The organism is Rahnella sp. PAMC25559, from assembly GCF_050632365.1.
GTDB classification, from domain to species: Bacteria; Pseudomonadota; Gammaproteobacteria; order Enterobacterales; family Enterobacteriaceae; genus Rahnella; species Rahnella rivi.
The window spans coordinates 4,063,317-4,082,788 of sequence record NZ_CP192543.1; the positions used below are offsets into that span (position 1 = coordinate 4,063,317).

Consider the following 19,472-nt stretch of genomic DNA (forward strand, 5'->3'; position numbering starts at 1 on the left):
CGCAATGGTGTCGATAGTTGGCTTTTTTAATGAGCGGACTGGGGCTTCACATGCGCCAGCCAGCGTTTTTCCGCCTTACGGAACAGACCAATCAGAACAAAAGAAACACAAAGATAAATCACCGCCGCGATCCCGAAGGCGTAAAACGGCTGATACGTCGCCGAGTTAATATCGCGGGCAATCTTCAGCACATCCGGCACGGTGGCGGTAAACGCCAGGGCGGTGGAGTGCAGCATCAGAATGACTTCGTTGCTGTAAGCCGGCAGCGCCGTGCGTAACGCCGAAGGCAAAATAATGCAGGTATAGAGTTTAAAACGCGAAAATCCGTAGGCGTTCGCGGCTTCGATTTCACCGTGAGGCACTGACCGGATGGCACCGGCAAATATCTCAGTGGTGTACGCACAGGTGTTGAGCGTCAGCGCCAGGATCGTACAGTTCAGACCGCTGCGAAAGAACGCATTCAGGAAGTCCGTGCCGCGCACGATCTCCAGGCTGTACATGCCGGAGTAGAACACCAGCAGTTGCACATACAGCGGCGTGCCACGAAAAATGTAGGTGTATAACCAGATCGGATAGCGGATTAATTTATTAGACGACACGCGCCCGACGGCCATGGGCACTGCCAGTAATCCGCCGATCACCACGGAACTGATCAGTAACCACAGGGTGATCGCCAGCCCGGTGAAACGATAGCCATCGCTGTAGAGCAGCGACCAGCCATATTGTTGGAGGATTTCGATCATAGCTCAGCCCTCTTCACACCCAGCGAATAACGGCGTTCAAGCCATAACAGCACGCCGTTCGACAGCGTGGTAAAGACCAGATACACCACACCCGCCACAATCGCAAAATAGAACGGCTGATAGGTGCCCTTTCCAGCCAGTTGCGTGGCTTTCACCACATCATTCAGGCCAAGCAGTGACACCAGCGCGGTGGCTTTTAAAATCACCTGCCAGTTGTTACCGATACCAGGCAACGCGAAACGCATCATGGCCGGGAAGAGGATACGGCGGAAAATTTGTGAGCCGGTGAAACCATAAGCGGTGGCCGCTTCAATCTGCCCGCGGGGAACGGCCATAAACGCGCCGCGAAATGTCTCGGTGAAATACGCACCATAGATAAAACCGAGCGTGATGATACCGGCGCTCATCGGGTCGATATCAATTTGCGTCATCCCGAGAGATTCGGTGACGCTGTTGAGTGCAATCTGCAAGCCGTAAAAAATCAATAACATCAACACCAGATCAGGTACGCCGCGGATAAGCGTGGTGTAACACCCAAAAAAACCAGAAATAACCCGGCTTTTTGACAGCTTCCCACCCGCCCCGATAAGCCCTATCACCAGCGCTAAAACAACTGACGAAATCGCCAGTTCCAGTGTCACCAACGTGCCCTGGATGATTACCTGGGAATACCCATACAGCATGGTTTTTTCCTGTCTGAAAGGATCCCGGCGCGGCCAGAAAGCGGCGCGCGTCAGAACCTCAGGGAGCAGCGCACCGCCCCCTGTGGCACATCACACAGCGCGCAATTAGCCGCCGTATACGTCAAAGTCGAAGTATTTCTTCGCCAGCTTGTCGTAAGTACCGTCTTTACGCATGCTGTCAAACGCCTTGTTCAGCGCGGCTTTCAGATCCGTATCGGTCTTACGCAGACCCATGCCGGTACCCACGCCGAAGAATTTATCGTCTTTAACAGACGGACCCGCGAACGCGTACTCTTTACCTGCAGACTGTTTCAGGAAGCCTTCGCTGCCCGCCACTTCGTCCTGGAACGCAGCATCAAGACGGCCTGAAGCCAGATCCGCATAAATCAGATCCTGATTCTGGTAGGCCACAACGTTGATGCCTTTTGGCTGCCACATGGCGTTGGCATAGGCTTCCTGAGTGGAACCCTGCAATACACCGACGTTTTTGCCTTTCAGCGCGTCCAGTTCAGGCAGAACTTTAGAGCCTTTAGGCGCGATCAGACGGGCATTGGCGGCGTACAATTTCTCAGTGAAATCAATTTCCTGCTGGCGTTTTTCAGTGATGGACAATGAGGAAATGATCGCATCAATTTTTTTGGCTTTCAGGGAAGGGATCAGTGCGTCGAAATCACTTTCGACATACGTGCATTTGATAGCAGCGCGTTTACACATTTCATTAGCGAGATCGATATCAAAACCTACCAGCTTGCCGCTGGAATCCTTTGATTCAAATGGGGCATACGTCGGATCAGTACCGATATTAATTGCTTTAGGTGCGGCAGCGAACGCACTACCTGCGCTGGCTAAGACCAAAACCAGCGGAAGAACCTTGAACAACTTTTTCATACATTAGCCTCAGTGATTATTCATCTGTTGTGGTTGCGTGTGCGTGAATGAACGTCTTTTTATAGTTTGCTGAACGATGCAAATGGCTTTTTTGCCAGATTCTCTCATGCACGTTTCGTGCCGTTTCTTAGCGAGGGCAATTTCCCCGTTAAGAGAGTGAAAACCGGTCAAAAAATCATCAGGAATATGAAAGTATTCAGAGGTCTGAGGAAAGGATAGCGTAAGCGCTCGTTAACAATGCACCAGAATGAATCAAATTGTGATCAGCGTTGGTGCATTGTTAGTGAAATGCTAGAAATAAGTGCGTAGAGGGGGGAGAAAACTCAGTGGCTGCCCTGCCATCGAACAAACAGGTCTTCCGGCAACTCAATATCGAACTGATCGATGACGCGGTTAACGGTCTGATCGATGATATCTTCCACCGACGCCGGGCGATGATAGAACGCCGGAACCGGCGGCATGATGATGGCTCCGAGCTCAGCGGCCTGAGTCATCAGGCGCAGGTGGCCAAGATGCAGCGGCGTTTCGCGGACACAGAGCACCAGACGGCGGCTTTCTTTAAGCACCACGTCTGCCGCGCGGGTCAGTAATCCATCGGTATAGCTGTTCACGATGCCGGACAAGGTTTTGATCGAACAGGGTAAAATCACCATTCCGGCGGTTTTAAAGGATCCGGAAGAAATACTGGCGGCGATATCGCGGGAATCATGAACCACATCGGCCATGGCCTGCACGTCGCGCAGCGTCAGATCGGTTTCCAGAGTCAGCGTCTGCCGTGCGGCATTACTCATCACCAGATGGGTTTCGACATCCGGTACGCTTTTTAACACCTGCAACAGACGGACACCGTAAATTGCGCCGCTGGCGCCTGAAATACCGACAATAAGTCGTTTCATGAACACTGCCTTAGAAGAATGAACCCGGACGGTGCTAATACTGACATACATTCAGGCATAAAAAAACGCGCCCGACCTGTGTGTTCACAGGAGGGGCGCGCTTTGTATCATGTCAGCAACGCGCTTATCAGCCTTCGTTGTGCATCTCGAGGTTTTCAGCTTCCTGCTGACCACGTAACGCCTGAGCGTCGTCGTTGCGCAGGGCTTCGAGGTATTCCAGGTAATTCTGGTCAACGTCTTTCGTGACGTAAATACCGTCGAATACTGAACACTCAAATTTCTCGATATCGCTGTTGTCTTCTTTCACTGCGGCGATCAAATCGCTCAGGTCCTGGAAGATCAACGCATCGGCACCGATGATTTGGTTGATTTCGCTGACTTCACGGCCATGCGCAATCAGTTCGTTGGCACTTGGCATATCGATGCCGTAGACGTTCGGGAAACGAATTTCCGGTGCCGCTGAAGCCAGATACACACGTCTTGCCCCCGCTTCACGCGCCATCTCAACGATTTGCTGAGACGTGGTGCCGCGCACGATGGAGTCATCCACCAGCAACACGTTCTTATCACGAAACTCAGCGCGGTTAGCATTAAGTTTGCGACGCACAGATTTACGACGTTCCTGCTGACCCGGCATGATAAATGTACGGCCAACATAACGGTTTTTCACAAAACCCTGACGGTACGGTTTATCCAGGATGCGCGCAATTTCCAGCGCGATATCACATGAGGTTTCCGGGATAGGGATCACCACGTCGATATCCAGATCTTCCCATTCACGGGCAATCTTCGCGCCCAGCTTTTCACCCATACGAACACGGGCGCTGTAGACGGAAATTTTGTCAATGAACGAATCAGGACGTGCGAAATACACGTACTCGAACAGGCACGGATTGTACTGCGGATTCTCAGCACACATGCGGGTAAACAGCTGGCCTTTTTCGGTGATGTACACCGCTTCGCCCGGCGCCACATCACGCAGGAACTCAAAGCCCAGTGTATCTAACGCCACGCTCTCAGACGCCACCATGTACTCATTGCGGCCATCTTCCAACGTACGTTTGCCGATCACCAGCGGGCGGATGCCATGCGGGTCACGGAAAGCTAACATGCCGTGACCGATGATCATCGCCACGCAGGCATAAGCACCACGGATTTTCAGGTTCACCGCCGACACGGCAGCGAAAATGTTGTCAGCTTCGAGCGGATAATGCTGGAAACGATCCAGCTCGCTGGCCAGGATATTCAGCAGGACTTCAGAATCAGAAGTCGTGTTGACATGGCGACGCTGGCCTTCGAACAGATTGCTTCTCAGTTCATGGGCATTGGTCAGGTTACCGTTATGGGCCAGGGTGATGCCGAACGGAGAGTTGACGTAAAAAGGTTGAGCTTCTGAAGCGCTGGAACTGCCAGCCGTTGGGTAGCGAACATGGCCGATGCCCATGTTGCCTTGCAAGCGTTGCATATGGCGGGCTTCGAAAACATCCTTCACCAGGCCATTCGCTTTCCGTAAACGGAAGTTATTATTGGCATCAATGGTGACGATGCCTGCGGCATCCTGCCCACGGTGTTGTAACACCGTTAACGCGTCATAAATCGACTGGTTTACCGGCATGAAACCGGCGATACCGACAATACCGCACATGTTGTCTTTTCCTCTTCAGCGCTGCCAAAACTAAAGATGTTTTGGCAAGAAACTCGACGTGCTCTGCAGGTAGTCAAAGAACCACCTGATGATATAACTGAACTGTGGGATCAACTGGGATTGCTTCCAGTCTTCACTTTGTGAGAAGCCGGTAAAAGTATCCAGGAAGAACAGCATCGCGGAGACAATCAACACCCCGCGCAGCGCGCCGAAGCACACACCTAACACCCTGTCTGTGCCGGACAATCCGGTTCTTTCCACCAGCGAACCAATCACATAGTTGACAATTGCACCTACGATCAACGTCGCGATGAACAAGATGGCAATTGCGATCCCGTTTCGAACTAACTCATCTTCGAAACGCGTGAAGTAGATGGCGAGGTAAGGGTAATAATGACTGGCAACGAAGAAGGCGCAAGCCCAGGTTACCAGTGATAAAGCCTCACGAACAAAGCCACGAATCAAACTGACTAATGCAGAAAATCCGATAACCGCAATGATGACGTAATCAATCCAGACCATTAACTATTCCAGTGTCTAATCCAGTCACGTCTACCCCGGCATCCAAATCGCTGCGAATTCTAACAGAAAAAGAAAACGTTTGCGTAGGGGAAATCTGCCGGTCAGACAAATTAATAATAGCGATTAAAAAAACCTCAATCGCAGCATAACCCTATAAAAACCCAACCTGAGGATCTTATAGAAAAAGGGCACAAATCGCTTGTGCCCTCCCTGGTATTTTTTATGTTTTATCAGTTCCCTCCCCGGCAAAGGGGAGGAGTAACGTCAGTGTGCAGAGTAAGCCCGAACCTGGCCGCCTAATCCGCTGAGCTGTTGCAACTGCGGCAACGAGGCTTCGAGCTTCTGCCTGGAGGCATCCGGCCCGACGTAGAGGCGCGTTATCTGCCCCTGTACCGGCGTTGACGGAACCGTGTAGGCACGGAAACCGGAGAGTCGCAGATTCGCCACGATCTCATTGGCTTTGGCGGCATTTTTCAACGCCCCCAGCTGCACAACATACGACTGCCCCGCCGGCGCTTTTTCTTCCTGCGCCGGCTTCGGCTGTTCTGCGGCTTTCGGTTGCTCTGCCGGTTTAGGCTGTTCAACCGGTTTCTGTTTGACGACAGGCGGTGCTTCGACCATCGGTTTAGGCTCGATCGTCTTAGGCTTCTGAACCACTGGCTTTTGCTCAACCGGTTTCTGCTTCGCAGGTTCGGTACGCGTTGGTTGCACCGTTTTTTTCTGCTCTGGCAGCGTCGTTGCAGGTGGCGTTTCTACCGTGGTATTCCCCGGTGCCACCGCGCCACGATTGGCCGCCGTGGTATTGGTCGCGGAATTGTCAGATTCCGGTGCGCCATGCATCGACTGATCTGCGCCTTCAGGCGCCTGAGCAGGCAGCGACTGCGTCACCGGCGGTACCGAATCCTGCTCCTCGACATCACCCGCTTTTGGCACCAATGGGATCGACGCAAATTCGTCTTCGTAATGTTTTTTCTTGCCGTCGAGTAATCCGGGCAAAATGATGACGCCCAGCGCCACCAGAATGACCGTACCGACCAGGCGATTTTGAAACTTACTTGCCACTGGTTTTCCCCGTATCTAAAGCATCCATTACGTGAGCGACGGTATGAAACGAACCGCAGACGATCACAATATCCTGAGGAGCCGCCTCCTGCATGGCCTGCTTCCAGGCTGACTCCACATCCGTAAACTGACGCGCCGCGGGCAGATGCGCCGTCAGTTCTTCAGCGCTGGCACCGCGCGGGCCTTCAAGCGGCGCGCAATACCATTCATCCACCTGCGGGGACAGACACGCCAGCGTACCGGCAATATCTTTATCTGACAACATGCCGACGACGGCCCGTACTTTCCCGCCATGGCGTGGCTGTTCAGCCAAACGCCCGGCCAGATAGGCAGCAGCGTGTGGGTTATGCGCCACGTCGAGGATCAGGCGCGGTGATTCGCTCACGGTCTGGAATCGCCCCGGCAGCGCCGCACGCGTCAGGCCACTGCGCAACGCCTCAGGCGGGATCTCCAGCGGCGAATAATGCAGGGCTGCCAGTGCCGTCGCCGCGTTGGCTAAGGGAACGTTTGGCAACGGCAGAGCCTCCAGAACGGTGGTTTCCGCCCCTTCCTGCAACGCCGCCCAGCGCCAGCTGTCAGAACCGGCGGTAAAATGCCACTGGCTGTCACGACGGAAGAGATCGGCATTTTTTTCCTGCGCCACATCCGCAATCGACTGCGGCATATCCGGCTCACCGACCACCGCCGGTTTGCCCGAACGGAAAATACCGGCCTTTTCGCGGCCAATGCTTTCGCGGTCTGACCCCAGCCAGTCCGTGTGATCCAGCGCGATGCTGGTCACCACGGCAACCGTGGCATCAACAATATTGGTGGCATCCAGACGACCGCCCAGCCCGACTTCGAGGATCACCACATCCAGCTTAGCCTGCTTAAACAGCTGCAAAGCAGATAAAGTGCCGTACTCGAAATAGGTCAGAGAGATATCGCCGCGCCCGGCTTCAAGCTGCGCGAAAGAGGCGCAGTGTGCCGCTTCGGGTAACTCGTCGCCCTGAATACGCACGCGCTCGGTGTATCGCACCAGATGAGGAGAACTGTAAACGCCGACACGGTAACCCGCCGCCATCAGAATCGATTCCAGCGTGGCGCAGGTGGTGCCTTTGCCATTGGTACCGGCCACGGTAAAGACCAGCGGCGCAGGTGTCAGTAAATCGAGTTGGGTGGCGACTGCGCTGACGCGGCTAAGGCCGAGTTCAATCGCCTGAGAATGGAGATGTTCGAGATAATAAAGCCACGTGGCCAAAGGCGACGTGGCTTGAGGGATAAGTTGATTTTGCATGAGCCCCGTTCAACCTGCATTAGGTTCACTTCGACACTACATCACCAGACTGTGACAGCAGGCAATGCCCTCTTTTTCAGATACTGCTGAAAGAGTAAAAGCACGGCCTGCCAGTCCTGAGCGATAACAGCTTGACGGCGACAGCTTGGGCGGCACAACGATGAGTGGCCGCCCTGAACAACTGACCGGCTTTTACTCTGATCGATCAGGCATCCTGATGATTGTCAGCGGCAGAGCCGTTGACCGCTGCCGGCACCTCAGCCACACGTGGCTCAGGTTGTCCGGTGAGCTTCGCCAGAACGCTGCCCAACTTGGCACGCAGATCCGGGCGACGGACGATCATATCGATCGCGCCTTTCTCAATCAGGAATTCACTGCGCTGGAAACCAGCAGGCAGTTTTTCACGTACGGTCTGCTCGATAACGCGCGGGCCGGCAAAACCAATCAGGGCTTTTGGCTCAGCCACGTTGATATCACCCAGCATCGCCAGGCTGGCAGAAACGCCGCCCATGGTCGGGTCAGTCAGCACAGAAATGTACGGCAAGCCGCGTTCCTGTAATTTCGCCAACGCCGCACTGGTTTTCGCCATCTGCATCAGCGACATCAGCGCTTCCTGCATACGTGCGCCGCCACTGGCTGAGAAACACACCAGCGGGCAGTTATCTTCCATGGCCTGTTCAACGGCACGGACGAAACGAGCCCCGACCACTGACGCCATGGAACCGCCCATGAACGCAAACTCAAACGACGCCACCACGATCGGCATACCAAACAGCGTGCCTTTCATAACAACCATCGCGTCTTTTTCGTTGGTTTCTTTTTGTGCAGCAACCAGACGATCTTTGTATTTTTTGGAATCTTTAAACTTCAGAACATCTTTAGGCTCAAGCTCGCTACCTAATTCAACCTCACTGCCCTCGTCCATGAAAGTGGACAGACGCATACGCGCAGACATACGCATATGGTGGTCGCACTTAGGGCAAACCATGAGGTTGCGCTCGAGCTCGGCGCGGTAAAGTACCTGTCCGCAGCTGTCACATTTAGTCCAGACGCCCTCAGGAATGCTTGCCTTACGGGTTTGCGAGTCAGTGCTCTTACTAAGAATTCGTTCAATCCAGCTCATCGATAACCTTTCTGTTTGAACCCGGCCAAAGCCAGTCCGCTGTTCATGCAGTAACAAGTCCCCTGAAACCTACCCAAAAATGTCTGTGTCCGGCGTGATAAAAAACCTCACACGCCGCATCACAGAAGGGTTGTTCGCAGGAACAGACCATAAATTGTCGCTCATTAAACCATAACAGCCAGAGACTGTGGATAAAAAACTGGTGAGTCTGCGGGTTTAATGACCGTCAATATCCTGTTAATTGATAAAAATTGTCACGGGATCACCCCTGATGACGTTTCTCTTTCGCCGCTGCGCGTTTGTGCCGCCAGATTTCAATCACACCCGGCAGGATGGAAACCACAATGATGCCGACGATCAGTAATTTCAGATTTTCCTGAACAATCGGAAGATCGCCGAAAAGGTATCCAGCATAGGTAAACAGCAGCACCCAAACTAACGCACCAATCACGTTATACGCAGCGAAATGACGATAAGACATATGCCCCATGCCCGCGACAAACGGCGCAAATGTCCGGACGATCGGCACGAAGCGCGCCAGAATAATCGTTTTGCCGCCATGTTTCTCGTAAAACTTATGCGTCTTGTCCAAATAACTGCGACGGAAAATTTTCGAATCCGGGTTACTGAACAGCCGCTCACCGAACACCCGCCCGATCGTATAGTTCACCGCATCGCCCACAATGGCAGCAATCGCCATCAGGAACACCATCAGATGGACGTTAAGGTCATTGCCCGGCAACGCGGCGAGCGCGCCTGCGACAAACAGTAATGAATCGCCCGGCAGGAAAGGTGTCACCACCAGGCCGGTTTCACAGAACAGGATCAGGAACAAAATCCCGTACACCCAGGCGCCATACTGCGCGACCAGCTCCGCTAAATGCACATCAATATGTAGAATAAAATCGATCACAAACTGAATGAAACCCATTTGATTTCCGTCCTTTTTACACCATCAATGGTTCTTAATCTTCTAAGAACAGCGGCCCCATATTGACCTGGGGTAATGCAAATTTCTCGGGGTAATCCACAGAAACCAGATACAAACCTTCGGCTTTTCCGGTCGCCGCAGCCAGATTGCGATCTTTCGCCGCCAGCAGCTCTGCCATCCAGCTCACCGGCTGATTCCCCGCACCAATTTCCACCAGACTGCCGACAATATTGCGCACCATATGATGCACAAACGCGTTCGCCTTGATGTCCACCACGACATAATTACCGTGGCGTGTGACATTCAGGTGCACCATGTAGCGCCACGGCGTACGCGACTGACACTGCGACGCGCGAAACGACGTGAAGTCGTTCTCACCCAGCAACGCCTGACCGGCGAGCTGCATTTTTTCCACGTCGAGCGGCATGTGAACGTGCGTCACACCGGTGTGCAAAATCGCCGAACGGTAGCGATGATTGTAGATAACATAACGATAACGGCGGGCGGTGGCGCTGAAACGGGCGTGAAAATCTTCCCCGACGTTGGCACACCAGCGTACCGCAATGTCTTTCGGCAGGTGCGTGTTCACGCCCATTGTCCAGGCCGCATCGTTACGCATCACCGGCGTATCGAAATGGACCACCTGACCGGTGGCGCTGACGCCCGCATCGGTACGCCCTGCGCAAAACACCACAATCGGCGAATCGGCCACACGGCTCAGTGATTTCTCCAGACATTCCTGAACGCTGGCGGCTCCCTGCTGACGCTGCCAGCCGAAATAAGCGCTGCCGTTGTACTCAATACCTAACGCAATGCGCCCCACTACCGGGGCCGCACTGACGTCAGAAATAACCTCGTCGGACATAATCAGTACCAGTACTCATTGATCAGTTTTTCTGCGGTTTCCACCGCCATCAGGGCACCGCCGAAACGCACGTTATCCGCCACTGACCAGAATTGCAGTAATTCAGGCACGCCATAGTCATTACGCAGACAGCCAATGCTCAGATTGGCATTGCCGGACGCATCACTGACCTGGGTCGGGAAATCGTCTTCATCGCTCAGGGAAATATCGTCGATACGTTCAAGTTCCGCGCGTGCTTCGTCTGCAGAGAGCGGGCGCAAACCTTCCAGATGCACTACCTGCGCGTGACCATAAAACACTGGCGATTGCACGCAGCTGACAGAAATAGGCAAACCGTCGTCCTGCAAGACCTTACGCACCTGATCCACCAGACGACGTTCCTGCAACACGCTGCCCTCTGCATCACTCACCAGCGGCAACAGGTTAAACGCCAGTTGCTTACTGAAGATGCCTTCCTCTGCCGGAATACCGTTCAGCAGGCGCGCACTTTGCCCGGCTAAATCATCCACCGCCGCTTTACCCAGCGCAGACACGGAGAGCAGTGACGTCACATGCAGACGCGATAAACCAGCCTGTTCGGTCAGCGGTTTGATGGCGGTCAGCAACTGACTGGTCAGGCTGTCAGCCACGGCCACGATATTACGGTTACGGTAATGGGACAGCGCGTCCGGGTTCACGCCCGGCACCACCAGAGGAATGTCGTTTTCCAGCGAGAACAGGCCGCTGCTGTCGATAACCAGGCATCCCTGATTCGCCGCTTCTTCAGCGTACAGTGCCGAGGCTTCGCTGCCCGCGACAAAAAACGCCAGCTGTACCTGCGACCAGTCGAATTCAGACGCCAGCTGCACGCGCAGGCTTTTGCCATTGAAACGCACGGTCTGACCGGCGCTGCGCTCACTGGCCAGCGGGAAGAGCTCACCAACCGGGAACTGACGTTCAGCCAATAATTCCAGTAACGCATCACCGACTGCGCCCGTTGCGCCAAGCAGCGCAATATTCCAGCCATCAGACATGTTGGTTTTCTCCAGAAATAAAAGTGCAAAATACAAAGGGGCGATGAATGATCACCGCCCTGCTTTCGAAATCGTTATCAGATTACTGTATGTGAAAAAGCTTAAGGCCGCGTTAAGCCTCAGCCTGGCTGCGTGGTAAAGCCCAGTTTTTTCAGCATCTCCGCGGTGGCCGGATCGTCACATATCACCCGTAAAGATGACCACTCGCGACGCTCTTCATAGAACTTACGCAGTTTGTCGAATTCACCCGCTTTTCCGGCGACACGGCGCAAAGGCCGGTCATCGCGGCGCACATCATACACTAAGTGAATAAGACGCAGCAGTTTGGCTTCACTCAGTGCACCGCGCAGCGTGACTTCAGCAAATTCTGGCGGCGGTAACAGCGAGGCCAGCGCCACGGTTTGCGGCTGACCGATAAACTGACTGAATGCCTCAAACACCTGCGTGGTGCCGCGCGCCTTGCCTTCCAGGCTGTAGCCTGCGATATGTGCCGTGCCGATAGCCACTTTTTCAAGCAGCGCCAGCGATAAATCAGGCTCCGGCTCCCAGACATCGAGCACGGCGGTCAGCTTTTTCGTGCCGTTCAGCGCATCGAGCAGCGCGGCGTTATCCACCACTTCGCCACGACAGGCGTTGATCAGAATACGGTCAGCCGGCAGGCGCGCCAGCAGTTCGGCATCCACCAGATGATGGGTCGCGTAAGGGCCGGACGGGTTGAGCGGCGTGTGGAAGGTCAGAATATCGGCGTCGGTGACCAGTTTTTCCAGCGGCCAGAATTCCCCTTCATCACCGCGATCGGCACGCGGGGGGTCGCATAACAGGGTGCGGACACCCAGCGCTTCCAGACGGGCATTGAGGCGTGAACCGACGTTACCCACGCCGATAATCCCGACGGTTTTATCACGCAGCTGGAAACCATCGCGCTCTGCGAGGATCAGCAGTGAGGAGAACACGTATTCAACCACCGCAATGGCATTACAGCCCGGAGCGGCTGAGAAACCGATGCCCTGCGCAGCCAGCCAGGCATCATCAACGTGATCGGTCCCCGCTGTGGCTGTACCGACAAATTTCACCGGTTTGCCCGTCAGTAAACTTTCGTTCACCTTGGTCACCGAACGCACCATCAGCGCATCGGCATCGTTGAGCGCATCCTGCGGAACAGGACGGCCGGGAACAGCCTGCACAGTGCCCAGCCGGCTGAACAGCTCAACGGCATACGGCATATTTTCATCAACCAGGATTTTCACGTTTGACTCCGGCAACACGGCCTAAAGAAAGAATAGAAAATAAAGAAGATAGGGATTTTGCCACGTTCGTGGCGTTGATCCCAACTTTCAGGGCACAACTTTACCTGTCGTTACGAAAACGCTGCGGGGTGGTGCCGGAAATTTGCTGGAACATGGTGATGAACGCCGAAGACGAGCTGTATCCCACATCGTGAGCGACGTCCTGCACATTCTTTCCCTGCTCAAGTAACGAGATAGCATGTAAAAAACGCAACCGCTGACGCCATTGGGCAAAACTCATCCCCAGTTCCTGCTGGCAACGGCGCGACAGCGTCCGTTCGGTGGTGTAAATCTTTGCCGCCCATTGCGCCAGCGGCGTGCTGTCAGCCGGATTCTTTTCCAGTGCGCTCAACACCTGAGACAACAATTTGTCTTCCGACGTCGGCAGATAGGTGTTTTGCCGGGGGGCCAGGCTGATTTGATCCAGCAACACGCGGCACATGCGCAGGTCTGTCTCCGTCTCCGGTTCCGTGAGTTTTCGCGAAAAACAGTCATCGGCAATCGCATTAAAAATCGCGGTGGGCGTTAACAGACAGGGCGCAGACGGCAGATTCTGGTCCAGTTCGGGAGCGATATCGATGGCGCAAAACCGCGTCGTTTTGCGGTTATAACTCGAGTGCTCGGTGCCCGCCGGTAACCAGATGGCAAATTCGCGAGGCGCCAGATAGCGCTGCCCGCCCACCAGCATGGCAAGCACACCGGATTTGACGCAGATAATCTGGCTCCACGGATGCGAATGGCGCACATACTCCGAGTTGCCTGCCACGACTTCGCCGCGAAACAGCAGCGTGGTCGGCATTTTCTCCGGCAACGGCGGATAGTAACGTGGAGGAGGTGATGTGCGCTGAGCCGTGCCGCGTGGTGATGCCATAAAAGCCTTTTGTCTGTGACGGAAATCCCGCGCCAGCAGGTTGTCTGAATTACGCGAAGGGTTGTCTGATTATCGTTATATATAACAAATAAGACAATCGTACACTGGCGCAACGATTTACTTAGGGATGATTTGTCATGAATGTACTTTTTCCGCTGATGGCCGTGTTGATCTGGTCACTCAATGCCGTGGTCAGCAAGGCTTCCGCGACCGCCATTGATCCCGCTGCCATTTCTTTTTACCGCTGGCTGCTGGCGCTGCTGACACTGACACCTTTTGTCTTGCCCGGCCTGCTGCGTAACTTTCAGGCGGTGAAACAATACTGGTGGAAACTGCTGATCCTCGGCCTGCTGGGGATGGTGCTTTATCAAAGCCTGGCCTATTACGCCGCACATAGCGTCAGTGCGTTGTTCATGGGGATACTGAACTCGCTGATCCCGCTGCTGACCGTGGTGATCAGTCTGTTCCTGCTGAGCGTGGTGCCCACTGTCGGTATCGCGCTGGGCTGCATCATTTCTTTCGCCGGTCTGGTGTGGCTGGTCAGTGCGGGCGATCCGGCGCAACTGCTGCAACATGGGATTGGCAAAGGCGAGCTGATGATGTTTTGCGCCTCCGCGGCCTACGCGCTGTATGGCGTGCTGACCAAGCGCTGGGCGATCCCGCTGCCTAACTGGCAATCGCTGTATGCGCAGATCATTTTTGGCGTGTTATTGCTGCTGCCCAACTTCCTGCTGGCGAACGACGTCAGCCTGACGGTGCACAACATTCCGCTGGTGCTTTTTGCGGGGATTCCGGCCTCGATCATTGCGCCCTTTTTGTGGATCCAGGGCGTTATCCGCCTCGGTGCCAACAAAGCGTCCATTTTCATGAACCTGTCGCCGATTTTCACCGCCATTATCGCGGTGCTGTTCCTGCATGAGCATTTGCAGAGTTATCACATTATCGGCGGCGGCATTACGCTGGCCGGGGTGGTGATCGCCCAGCGGCTGCGCAAACCGCTGTTTGGCGGCGCCTGCCCTCCCGCAGAGAAATAACGCCACTGAACGTCACTGCTCTGCGCGAAAATCAGCAGAGCAGTGACTGATTTTTCGCTTTCGCGCCCCGCCAGACGTTTTTAACGCCCGTTTTGATAAATAATATTTCTAAGAATAGTCATCAGCCTGCCATTCACGGTGTCGATTAATAAACTTTGCAGGTATGATGAGGCGCTTCTGCGCTCTTGCGCCGCGCTTTGACTTTTCTTCCAGGTTCAGGCGACGTTTTAATTTCCAGCGAAGGACGGTGATATGCAACCTTTGAGCGGCCCGGGCATGCCGGTTGGCGACAACAGAACACAGCCTCAGGGTCAGACCGTTCCTGCTAAATCGGGTGGCGAACTGCCATTAACCCCGGCGCAGCGAACCACGCTGGAAAAGCTGATCGTAAAGCTGATGGCGCTGACGCCGATTAAATCTGCGGAGATCTGGGCCAACCTGCGCCACGACCTCGCTTTGCCGCACGACGCAGAGATCACCTCGTCGCAATTTCCCCAGGCGCAGACGCTGCTGCAGGGAAAACTGACGCAGGCACAGGACAGCCACGCTTCGCGCCAGCTGATGCTGCAACTGACCGAGCTGCTGCCGCAGGGCAACAATCGTCAGGCGGTCAGCGATTTCATCCGTCAAAGTTTTGGCCACACCGTGCTCAGCCAGCTGACCCACCCGCAGTTGCAACAGGTGTTGGATCTCATTCAGACACGCCAGATGAATATTCCGCAGCCGCAGCAAACACCGGTCACCGATCGTCCTTTGCTGCCTGCCGAACACAATAACCTGCAACAACTGGTCACCCGTCTCAGTGCGGCCACCGGTGAAGCGCCGGTGAAAGTGTGGCAGGAGCTGTTCAATCTGGTGGGCGTGAAAGTCGGCGATGCCATACCGGCGAAACACTTTCAGCTGCTGAGCCAGTTTATGCAGGTGAAAGCCTCACTGAGCCAGCAAACGACGCCACCGACGCTGACGACCCTGCTGAGCGTGCTTAAACAACCCGCCACAACGCAGGAAATTCGCCAGCTCACCGAATACGTGGAAAACCGCTTCAACGCGACGTTATCATCGCCCCTCACGCCGGTGCAGGTGAATGACCTGATTGGCGTACTGTTCAGCCAGCGCGTGGATCGCACGCCGCGCAGTGAAGAGATTGATGATCACTTCACTACCACGACGCGCACCGATCCCCAGCCGATCATGAATCCGCTGGTCGCGATGTTGCCGCCTTCCATGCAGGCGCTCGGCGGCAAGCCGCTGCTGTTTATCGCCTTTGTGGTGATTGTGCTTTTACTCTGGGCGCTGTTTTAAGCCCGCTTCGCTCCTGAACCTGCAAGGGTTCAGCACTCAGGCACAGCCGCAATCTTGCCGGGCGACGTGACGGGAATAGTCTCCCCGTTCCTCGCCCGTTGCCAGCGGATGCCGGTCGCGGATCCAGAAATCCAGCCCGCCAATCATCTCTTTTACCCGAAATCCGAGCTTAGCCAGCTTGTACGCGCCCTGTGTAGAACCGTTACAGCCAATCCCGTCACAATACGTCACATACACCACCTCTTTACTGAGGGCAGCCGTGCTCTCAGCGGTCATCAGTTTATGTGGAAAACTCACCGCCCCCGGCACGTGCCCGCGTACATAATATTCAGCAGAACGGGTATCAATAACCACAATACCGGTGACGCCCTTTTGCAAATCTGCGGCCACATCGGCTGCGTCGGTGTAAAAACTCAGTTTTGACAGCAAATATGCAGCGCTGACTTCCGGTGACGGTGGCTCAAAAGCCAGAACATACGATGAATGCGACATATCTTCTCCTGTAAGATTTTCTTTGTTGAAAGCCGTTCCATCATCACCAATTTTGGTCTTATTATTGATGCCAATTTCAGCCCTATGATAAGACCCATTATGCCCAAAACGGATCGGCCTTCCGCCTTGATCACTTTGTTCGGAGATGCCGCTGAGCGGGGTCATGCAGCGCCTGCCGGGCTGCGCGACCGCCTGTGTGCCGCACTGCGCAGCGCCATTCACAGCGGTGCGCTGATTGCCGGGGAAAGATTACCGTCATCCCGCCTGCTGGCCGCTGATCTGAACCTGTCGCGCATCACCGTGGAAGCGGCGTATGCCCAGACAGAAGCGGAAGGTTATCTGTATCGCCAAACGGGAAAAGGCACCTTTGTCAGCGCATCCCTTCCCCGCCCCGCAGCACCGCGCAAACAGGCCGTTATTGCCGTAAGCCCTCCGAGACTGTCTGCACGTGGACAAACCATTTTGGCCACCGGCGGGTGCCGCGATCCGCAATTCCCGCTGGCTTTTGCCGCCGGTTCGCCCGATCTGCGCGCATTCCCGCTCAAAACCTGGAAACAGCTGACCGCCAGGCAATTGCGAGTTCACGGCGAGCGTCTGCTGGGTTATGGCGATCCGCAGGGCTATTTACCCTTACGCGAAGCCATCGCCAGCTATCTGCAACAATCGCGCGGTGTGGTGTGTTCGGCAGAACAGATCCTGATCACCACCAGTTCGCAGCAGGCGCTGCAATTACTGGCGATGCTGCTTATCGATCCGGCCGATTGTGTCTGGCTGGAACAGCCCGGCTATCCCGGTGCGCGCAACGCGTTTGCCAGTGCGGGTGCGGATATTTGTGCCGTTGCGGTTGACGGTGAAGGGATCGCGCCGGCGGCGAATTTACCCGTGTCGCGCCTGATGTATCTGACGCCGTCACATCACTACCCGACCGGCGTCAGCCTGAGTTTGGCGCGCCGCCTGCATCTGCTTGACTACGCAAAGCGTCACGGCAGCTGGATCATTGAGGACGACTACGACAGCGAGTTGCATTACGACGGACGCCCTCTTCCGGCCATGCAGGGGCTGGATAAACATCAGCAGGTCATTTATCTCGGCACGTTTTCGAAGGTTTTATTCCCTTCTTTGCGGCTGGCCTACGCCGTGCTGCCGCCAGCCCTCGTCGCGCCAATGGTCACGATGCGCACGGTGAATGACGGACACTCTTCACAGCTGATGCAGGCGGTGACCGCTGAATTCATGCAAACGGGGCATTTCGCCGCCCACCTGCGTTTTTCCCGCCAGCTGTACCAGAGCCGTCGTGATCATCTGCTTGAACACATTAAGCAAAAAATCAGCTGGCTGACACCGCAGGTCGCCGCTGGCGGTTTACAGCTTGCTGCCCGCCTTCCTGCCGGTCAGGAGTTACACCTGAGTAAGCTTGCTGCACACGCCGGGGTGGAAACACCCCGCCTGTCGCCGTTATTTCTGGATGTGCCAGGCTCTGCCGCCCGGCATCAGGACGGCTGGTTGCTGGGATTCTCCGCACTGACGCCTGCGGAAATCACGGCAGCCGTCAACCGGCTGGCGTCAATCAACGTTGCCGTTACTTCGCCAGCAGCGGCAGCAGCCACCACCCCGCCAGCCCGCTGAACAGCAGGAACGGGAAAGAGTAGTAATGAAATTTGAGCCAGATCTTTTTGTCATTCGCCATACGCAAGGCAATCAGATTGGCAAGCGAACCGATTGCCAGCCCGAAGCCTCCCGCGTTAACGGCGTAGGCCAGCAGCGGGCCGGACGGCAGATAGTTGATCATCAGGATCGTCGCAGGCACGTTGCTGATCACCTGTGAAAGCCCGATGCTCAGCAGATAATGTCCGTAATCGGGCAAACTGTGGATGTGAGTAAACGCGGGCTGCAAAGCATTCAGCCCGACCAGTAAACGCACATCAATAAACATGACGATAAACACCAGAATCAGCGGCCAGTCGATGCGCAGCAGAACGTTGCGTGCCAGCAACAGGAAGCACGCAATCACGGCCAGTAAACCGTAAAGTGCCAGCCCCAGATCCACACAGGCGATGAACACCACATAAAGCACTGCGCAGCTGAAAAGCAGCCGTTTACGGAAAGGATATCCTTGATTACTTTCAAGCTTTTTCAGGCTGTGCGACGGAAAACAAAACCACGTCACCAGCAACAATGCAGCCAGCGTCACCAGCGCCAGCGGCGCCATCTGCCCGATAAAATGCAAAAATGACTGCCCGGACTTATTCCACAACAGGATGTTTTGCGGATTGCCGATAGGCGTGAGCAGGGATCCGGCATTCACCGCCAGCGCTTCAAAAATGATCAGCCGGGTCACCGGCAGCGATGTCAGTTTTTTTAGCGTAATCGTCAGCGGTATCACGATGAACAGCGCAACGTCATTGGTCATAAACGTCGAAAGCACCGCCGCAGCCATCACCAGAAACAGGGCCAGCCACCGCTCATTGTCGATGGCGTTAATCATCTTTCGGCCCACAAAATCAAAATAGCCGCTGACCTCCACGCCCTTGGTCAGCATCAGTAAACCGAGCAACGTGACGATAGTGTTCCAGTCAACAAACTGCGGAAACTGAGTGATTTTCTCCGGCTGGAACACGGTCAGAATGACGCCAAGCAGAATTAACAGATGCAAAAATCTGTCACGTAAAAAAGGTTTAACGACTGTGCCGAACGCTGCTATCAACATGGTTATTCTTCGCTGAACAAGATGCGCTGACGTTACCCGAAGAAATTCTCTCCTGCCAGCGCAAAAATGATTTCTCCGGGATGTCGCGCAAAAAAAACGAGGCTCATACAGAGCCTCGTCATCGGATTGCGGC

Annotated in this window: 19 protein-coding genes; 3 read left to right on the forward strand and 16 right to left on the reverse strand. The window is 54.9% G+C overall.

Annotated features, from left to right (window positions below; all coding sequences use genetic code 11):
• Positions 1-26: 26 nt before the first annotated feature.
• From ACQZQY_RS19675 to ACQZQY_RS19740, 14 genes are all read right to left on the reverse strand, one after another.
• Complete coding sequence (locus ACQZQY_RS19675; protein WP_056782183.1) at positions 27-743, reverse strand: ABC transporter permease; 717 nt, start codon at positions 741-743, stop codon at positions 27-29.
• Positions 740-1,426, reverse strand: a complete 687-nt coding sequence (locus ACQZQY_RS19680) for a histidine ABC transporter permease HisQ (protein ID WP_056782180.1) — start codon at positions 1,424-1,426, stop codon at positions 740-742. The genes ACQZQY_RS19675 and ACQZQY_RS19680 overlap by 4 nt, the downstream gene beginning before the upstream one ends.
• A 105-nt stretch (positions 1,427-1,531) precedes the next feature.
• Complete coding sequence (argT, locus tag ACQZQY_RS19685; RefSeq protein WP_056782177.1) at positions 1,532-2,314, reverse strand: lysine/arginine/ornithine ABC transporter substrate-binding protein ArgT; 783 nt, start codon at positions 2,312-2,314, stop codon at positions 1,532-1,534.
• A 323-nt stretch (positions 2,315-2,637) separates the two neighbouring features.
• Positions 2,638-3,210: a UbiX family flavin prenyltransferase gene (locus ACQZQY_RS19690; protein WP_122097531.1), complete on the reverse strand. Its 573-nt coding sequence runs from the start codon at positions 3,208-3,210 to the stop codon at positions 2,638-2,640.
• 127 nt (positions 3,211-3,337) lie between these two features.
• A complete protein-coding gene (purF, locus tag ACQZQY_RS19695) occupies positions 3,338-4,855 on the reverse strand; it encodes an amidophosphoribosyltransferase (RefSeq protein WP_056782171.1) in 1,518 nt (505 codons plus the stop codon).
• A gap of 30 nt (positions 4,856-4,885) precedes the next feature.
• On the reverse strand, positions 4,886-5,377 hold the full coding sequence (cvpA, locus tag ACQZQY_RS19700; RefSeq protein ID WP_034791821.1) for a colicin V production protein: 492 nt from the start codon (positions 5,375-5,377) through the stop codon (positions 4,886-4,888).
• Positions 5,378-5,641: 264 nt separating this feature from the next.
• Positions 5,642-6,439, reverse strand: a complete 798-nt coding sequence (dedD, locus tag ACQZQY_RS19705; RefSeq protein WP_056782168.1) for a cell division protein DedD — start codon at positions 6,437-6,439, stop codon at positions 5,642-5,644.
• A complete protein-coding gene (gene folC / locus ACQZQY_RS19710; RefSeq protein WP_390972694.1) occupies positions 6,429-7,715 on the reverse strand; it encodes a bifunctional tetrahydrofolate synthase/dihydrofolate synthase in 1,287 nt (428 codons plus the stop codon). Before folC ends, dedD begins: the two co-directional genes overlap by 11 nt.
• 205 nt (positions 7,716-7,920) lie before the next feature.
• On the reverse strand, positions 7,921-8,838 hold the full coding sequence (accD, locus tag ACQZQY_RS19715; protein WP_056782162.1) for an acetyl-CoA carboxylase, carboxyltransferase subunit beta: 918 nt from the start codon (positions 8,836-8,838) through the stop codon (positions 7,921-7,923).
• 262 nt (positions 8,839-9,100) lie between these two features.
• Positions 9,101-9,769 carry a DedA family protein gene (locus ACQZQY_RS19720; RefSeq protein ID WP_217204534.1) on the reverse strand — a complete coding sequence of 223 codons (669 nt, stop codon included), beginning with the start codon at positions 9,767-9,769 and terminating at the stop codon, positions 9,101-9,103.
• A gap of 34 nt (positions 9,770-9,803) precedes the next feature.
• A complete protein-coding gene (truA, locus tag ACQZQY_RS19725) occupies positions 9,804-10,634 on the reverse strand; it encodes a tRNA pseudouridine(38-40) synthase TruA (protein WP_056782156.1) in 831 nt (276 codons plus the stop codon).
• A 2-nt stretch (positions 10,635-10,636) separates the two neighbouring features.
• On the reverse strand, positions 10,637-11,647 hold the full coding sequence (locus ACQZQY_RS19730; protein WP_056782155.1) for an aspartate-semialdehyde dehydrogenase: 1,011 nt from the start codon (positions 11,645-11,647) through the stop codon (positions 10,637-10,639).
• A gap of 119 nt (positions 11,648-11,766) precedes the next feature.
• Positions 11,767-12,894, reverse strand: coding sequence for a 4-phosphoerythronate dehydrogenase PdxB (gene pdxB, locus ACQZQY_RS19735; RefSeq protein ID WP_431296252.1), 1,128 nt, complete (start codon positions 12,892-12,894; stop codon positions 11,767-11,769).
• A 100-nt stretch (positions 12,895-12,994) separates the two neighbouring features.
• Positions 12,995-13,804 carry an AraC family transcriptional regulator gene (locus tag ACQZQY_RS19740; RefSeq protein ID WP_420804213.1) on the reverse strand — a complete coding sequence of 270 codons (810 nt, stop codon included), beginning with the start codon at positions 13,802-13,804 and terminating at the stop codon, positions 12,995-12,997.
• A 137-nt stretch (positions 13,805-13,941) separates the two neighbouring features.
• On the opposite strand from ACQZQY_RS19740, the gene ACQZQY_RS19745 reads away from it, so the two are divergent.
• Positions 13,942-14,838: a DMT family transporter gene (locus tag ACQZQY_RS19745; RefSeq protein WP_183847785.1), complete on the forward strand. Its 897-nt coding sequence runs from the start codon at positions 13,942-13,944 to the stop codon at positions 14,836-14,838.
• Positions 14,839-15,090: 252 nt separating this feature from the next.
• Positions 15,091-16,140 (forward strand): flagella biosynthesis regulator Flk, encoded by a 1,050-nt coding sequence (gene flk / locus ACQZQY_RS19750; RefSeq protein WP_431296253.1) that lies wholly within the window; start codon positions 15,091-15,093, stop codon positions 16,138-16,140.
• 36 nt (positions 16,141-16,176) lie between these two features.
• Here flk and ACQZQY_RS19755 read toward each other — a convergent pair whose 3' ends face one another.
• Positions 16,177-16,632: a rhodanese-like domain-containing protein gene (locus ACQZQY_RS19755; RefSeq protein ID WP_431296254.1), complete on the reverse strand. Its 456-nt coding sequence runs from the start codon at positions 16,630-16,632 to the stop codon at positions 16,177-16,179.
• A 99-nt stretch (positions 16,633-16,731) separates the two neighbouring features.
• Here ACQZQY_RS19755 and ACQZQY_RS19760 point away from each other — a divergent pair, with 99 nt between their 5' ends.
• On the forward strand, positions 16,732-18,258 hold the full coding sequence (locus ACQZQY_RS19760) for a PLP-dependent aminotransferase family protein (protein ID WP_431296255.1): 1,527 nt from the start codon (positions 16,732-16,734) through the stop codon (positions 18,256-18,258).
• On the opposite strand, the gene ACQZQY_RS19765 is transcribed toward ACQZQY_RS19760, so the two are convergent.
• Positions 18,212-19,339: an SLC13 family permease gene (locus ACQZQY_RS19765; RefSeq protein ID WP_421670863.1), complete on the reverse strand. Its 1,128-nt coding sequence runs from the start codon at positions 19,337-19,339 to the stop codon at positions 18,212-18,214. The two genes, ACQZQY_RS19760 and ACQZQY_RS19765, sit on opposite strands and share 47 nt — an antisense overlap.
• Positions 19,340-19,472 lie beyond the last annotated feature (133 nt).

Excerpts from the sequence above, each read along its gene's own strand:
- ACQZQY_RS19675 (WP_056782183.1), bottom strand. The coding sequence starts at position 743 with ATGATCGAAATCCTCCAACAATATGGCTGGTCGCTGCTCTACAGCGAT.
- ACQZQY_RS19760 (WP_431296255.1), top strand. The coding sequence starts at position 16,732 with ATGCCCAAAACGGATCGGCCTTCCGCCTTGATCACTTTGTTCGGAGAT.
- ACQZQY_RS19730 (WP_056782155.1), bottom strand. The coding sequence starts at position 11,647 with ATGTCTGATGGCTGGAATATTGCGCTGCTTGGCGCAACGGGCGCAGTC.
- accD (WP_056782162.1), bottom strand. The coding sequence starts at position 8,838 with ATGAGCTGGATTGAACGAATTCTTAGTAAGAGCACTGACTCGCAAACC.
- ACQZQY_RS19680 (WP_056782180.1), bottom strand. The coding sequence starts at position 1,426 with ATGCTGTATGGGTATTCCCAGGTAATCATCCAGGGCACGTTGGTGACA.
- ACQZQY_RS19745 (WP_183847785.1), top strand. The coding sequence starts at position 13,942 with ATGAATGTACTTTTTCCGCTGATGGCCGTGTTGATCTGGTCACTCAAT.
- argT (WP_056782177.1), bottom strand. The coding sequence starts at position 2,314 with ATGAAAAAGTTGTTCAAGGTTCTTCCGCTGGTTTTGGTCTTAGCCAGC.
- ACQZQY_RS19755 (WP_431296254.1), bottom strand. The coding sequence starts at position 16,632 with ATGTCGCATTCATCGTATGTTCTGGCTTTTGAGCCACCGTCACCGGAA.
- truA (WP_056782156.1), bottom strand. The coding sequence starts at position 10,634 with ATGTCCGACGAGGTTATTTCTGACGTCAGTGCGGCCCCGGTAGTGGGG.
- cvpA (WP_034791821.1), bottom strand. The coding sequence starts at position 5,377 with ATGGTCTGGATTGATTACGTCATCATTGCGGTTATCGGATTTTCTGCA.
- flk (WP_431296253.1), top strand. The coding sequence starts at position 15,091 with ATGCAACCTTTGAGCGGCCCGGGCATGCCGGTTGGCGACAACAGAACA.
- purF (WP_056782171.1), bottom strand. The coding sequence starts at position 4,855 with ATGTGCGGTATTGTCGGTATCGCCGGTTTCATGCCGGTAAACCAGTCG.
- ACQZQY_RS19720 (WP_217204534.1), bottom strand. The coding sequence starts at position 9,769 with ATGGGTTTCATTCAGTTTGTGATCGATTTTATTCTACATATTGATGTG.
- folC (WP_390972694.1), bottom strand. The coding sequence starts at position 7,715 with ATGCAAAATCAACTTATCCCTCAAGCCACGTCGCCTTTGGCCACGTGG.
- ACQZQY_RS19765 (WP_421670863.1), bottom strand. The coding sequence starts at position 19,339 with ATGTTGATAGCAGCGTTCGGCACAGTCGTTAAACCTTTTTTACGTGAC.
- ACQZQY_RS19690 (WP_122097531.1), bottom strand. The coding sequence starts at position 3,210 with ATGAAACGACTTATTGTCGGTATTTCAGGCGCCAGCGGCGCAATTTAC.
- ACQZQY_RS19740 (WP_420804213.1), bottom strand. The coding sequence starts at position 13,804 with ATGGCATCACCACGCGGCACGGCTCAGCGCACATCACCTCCTCCACGT.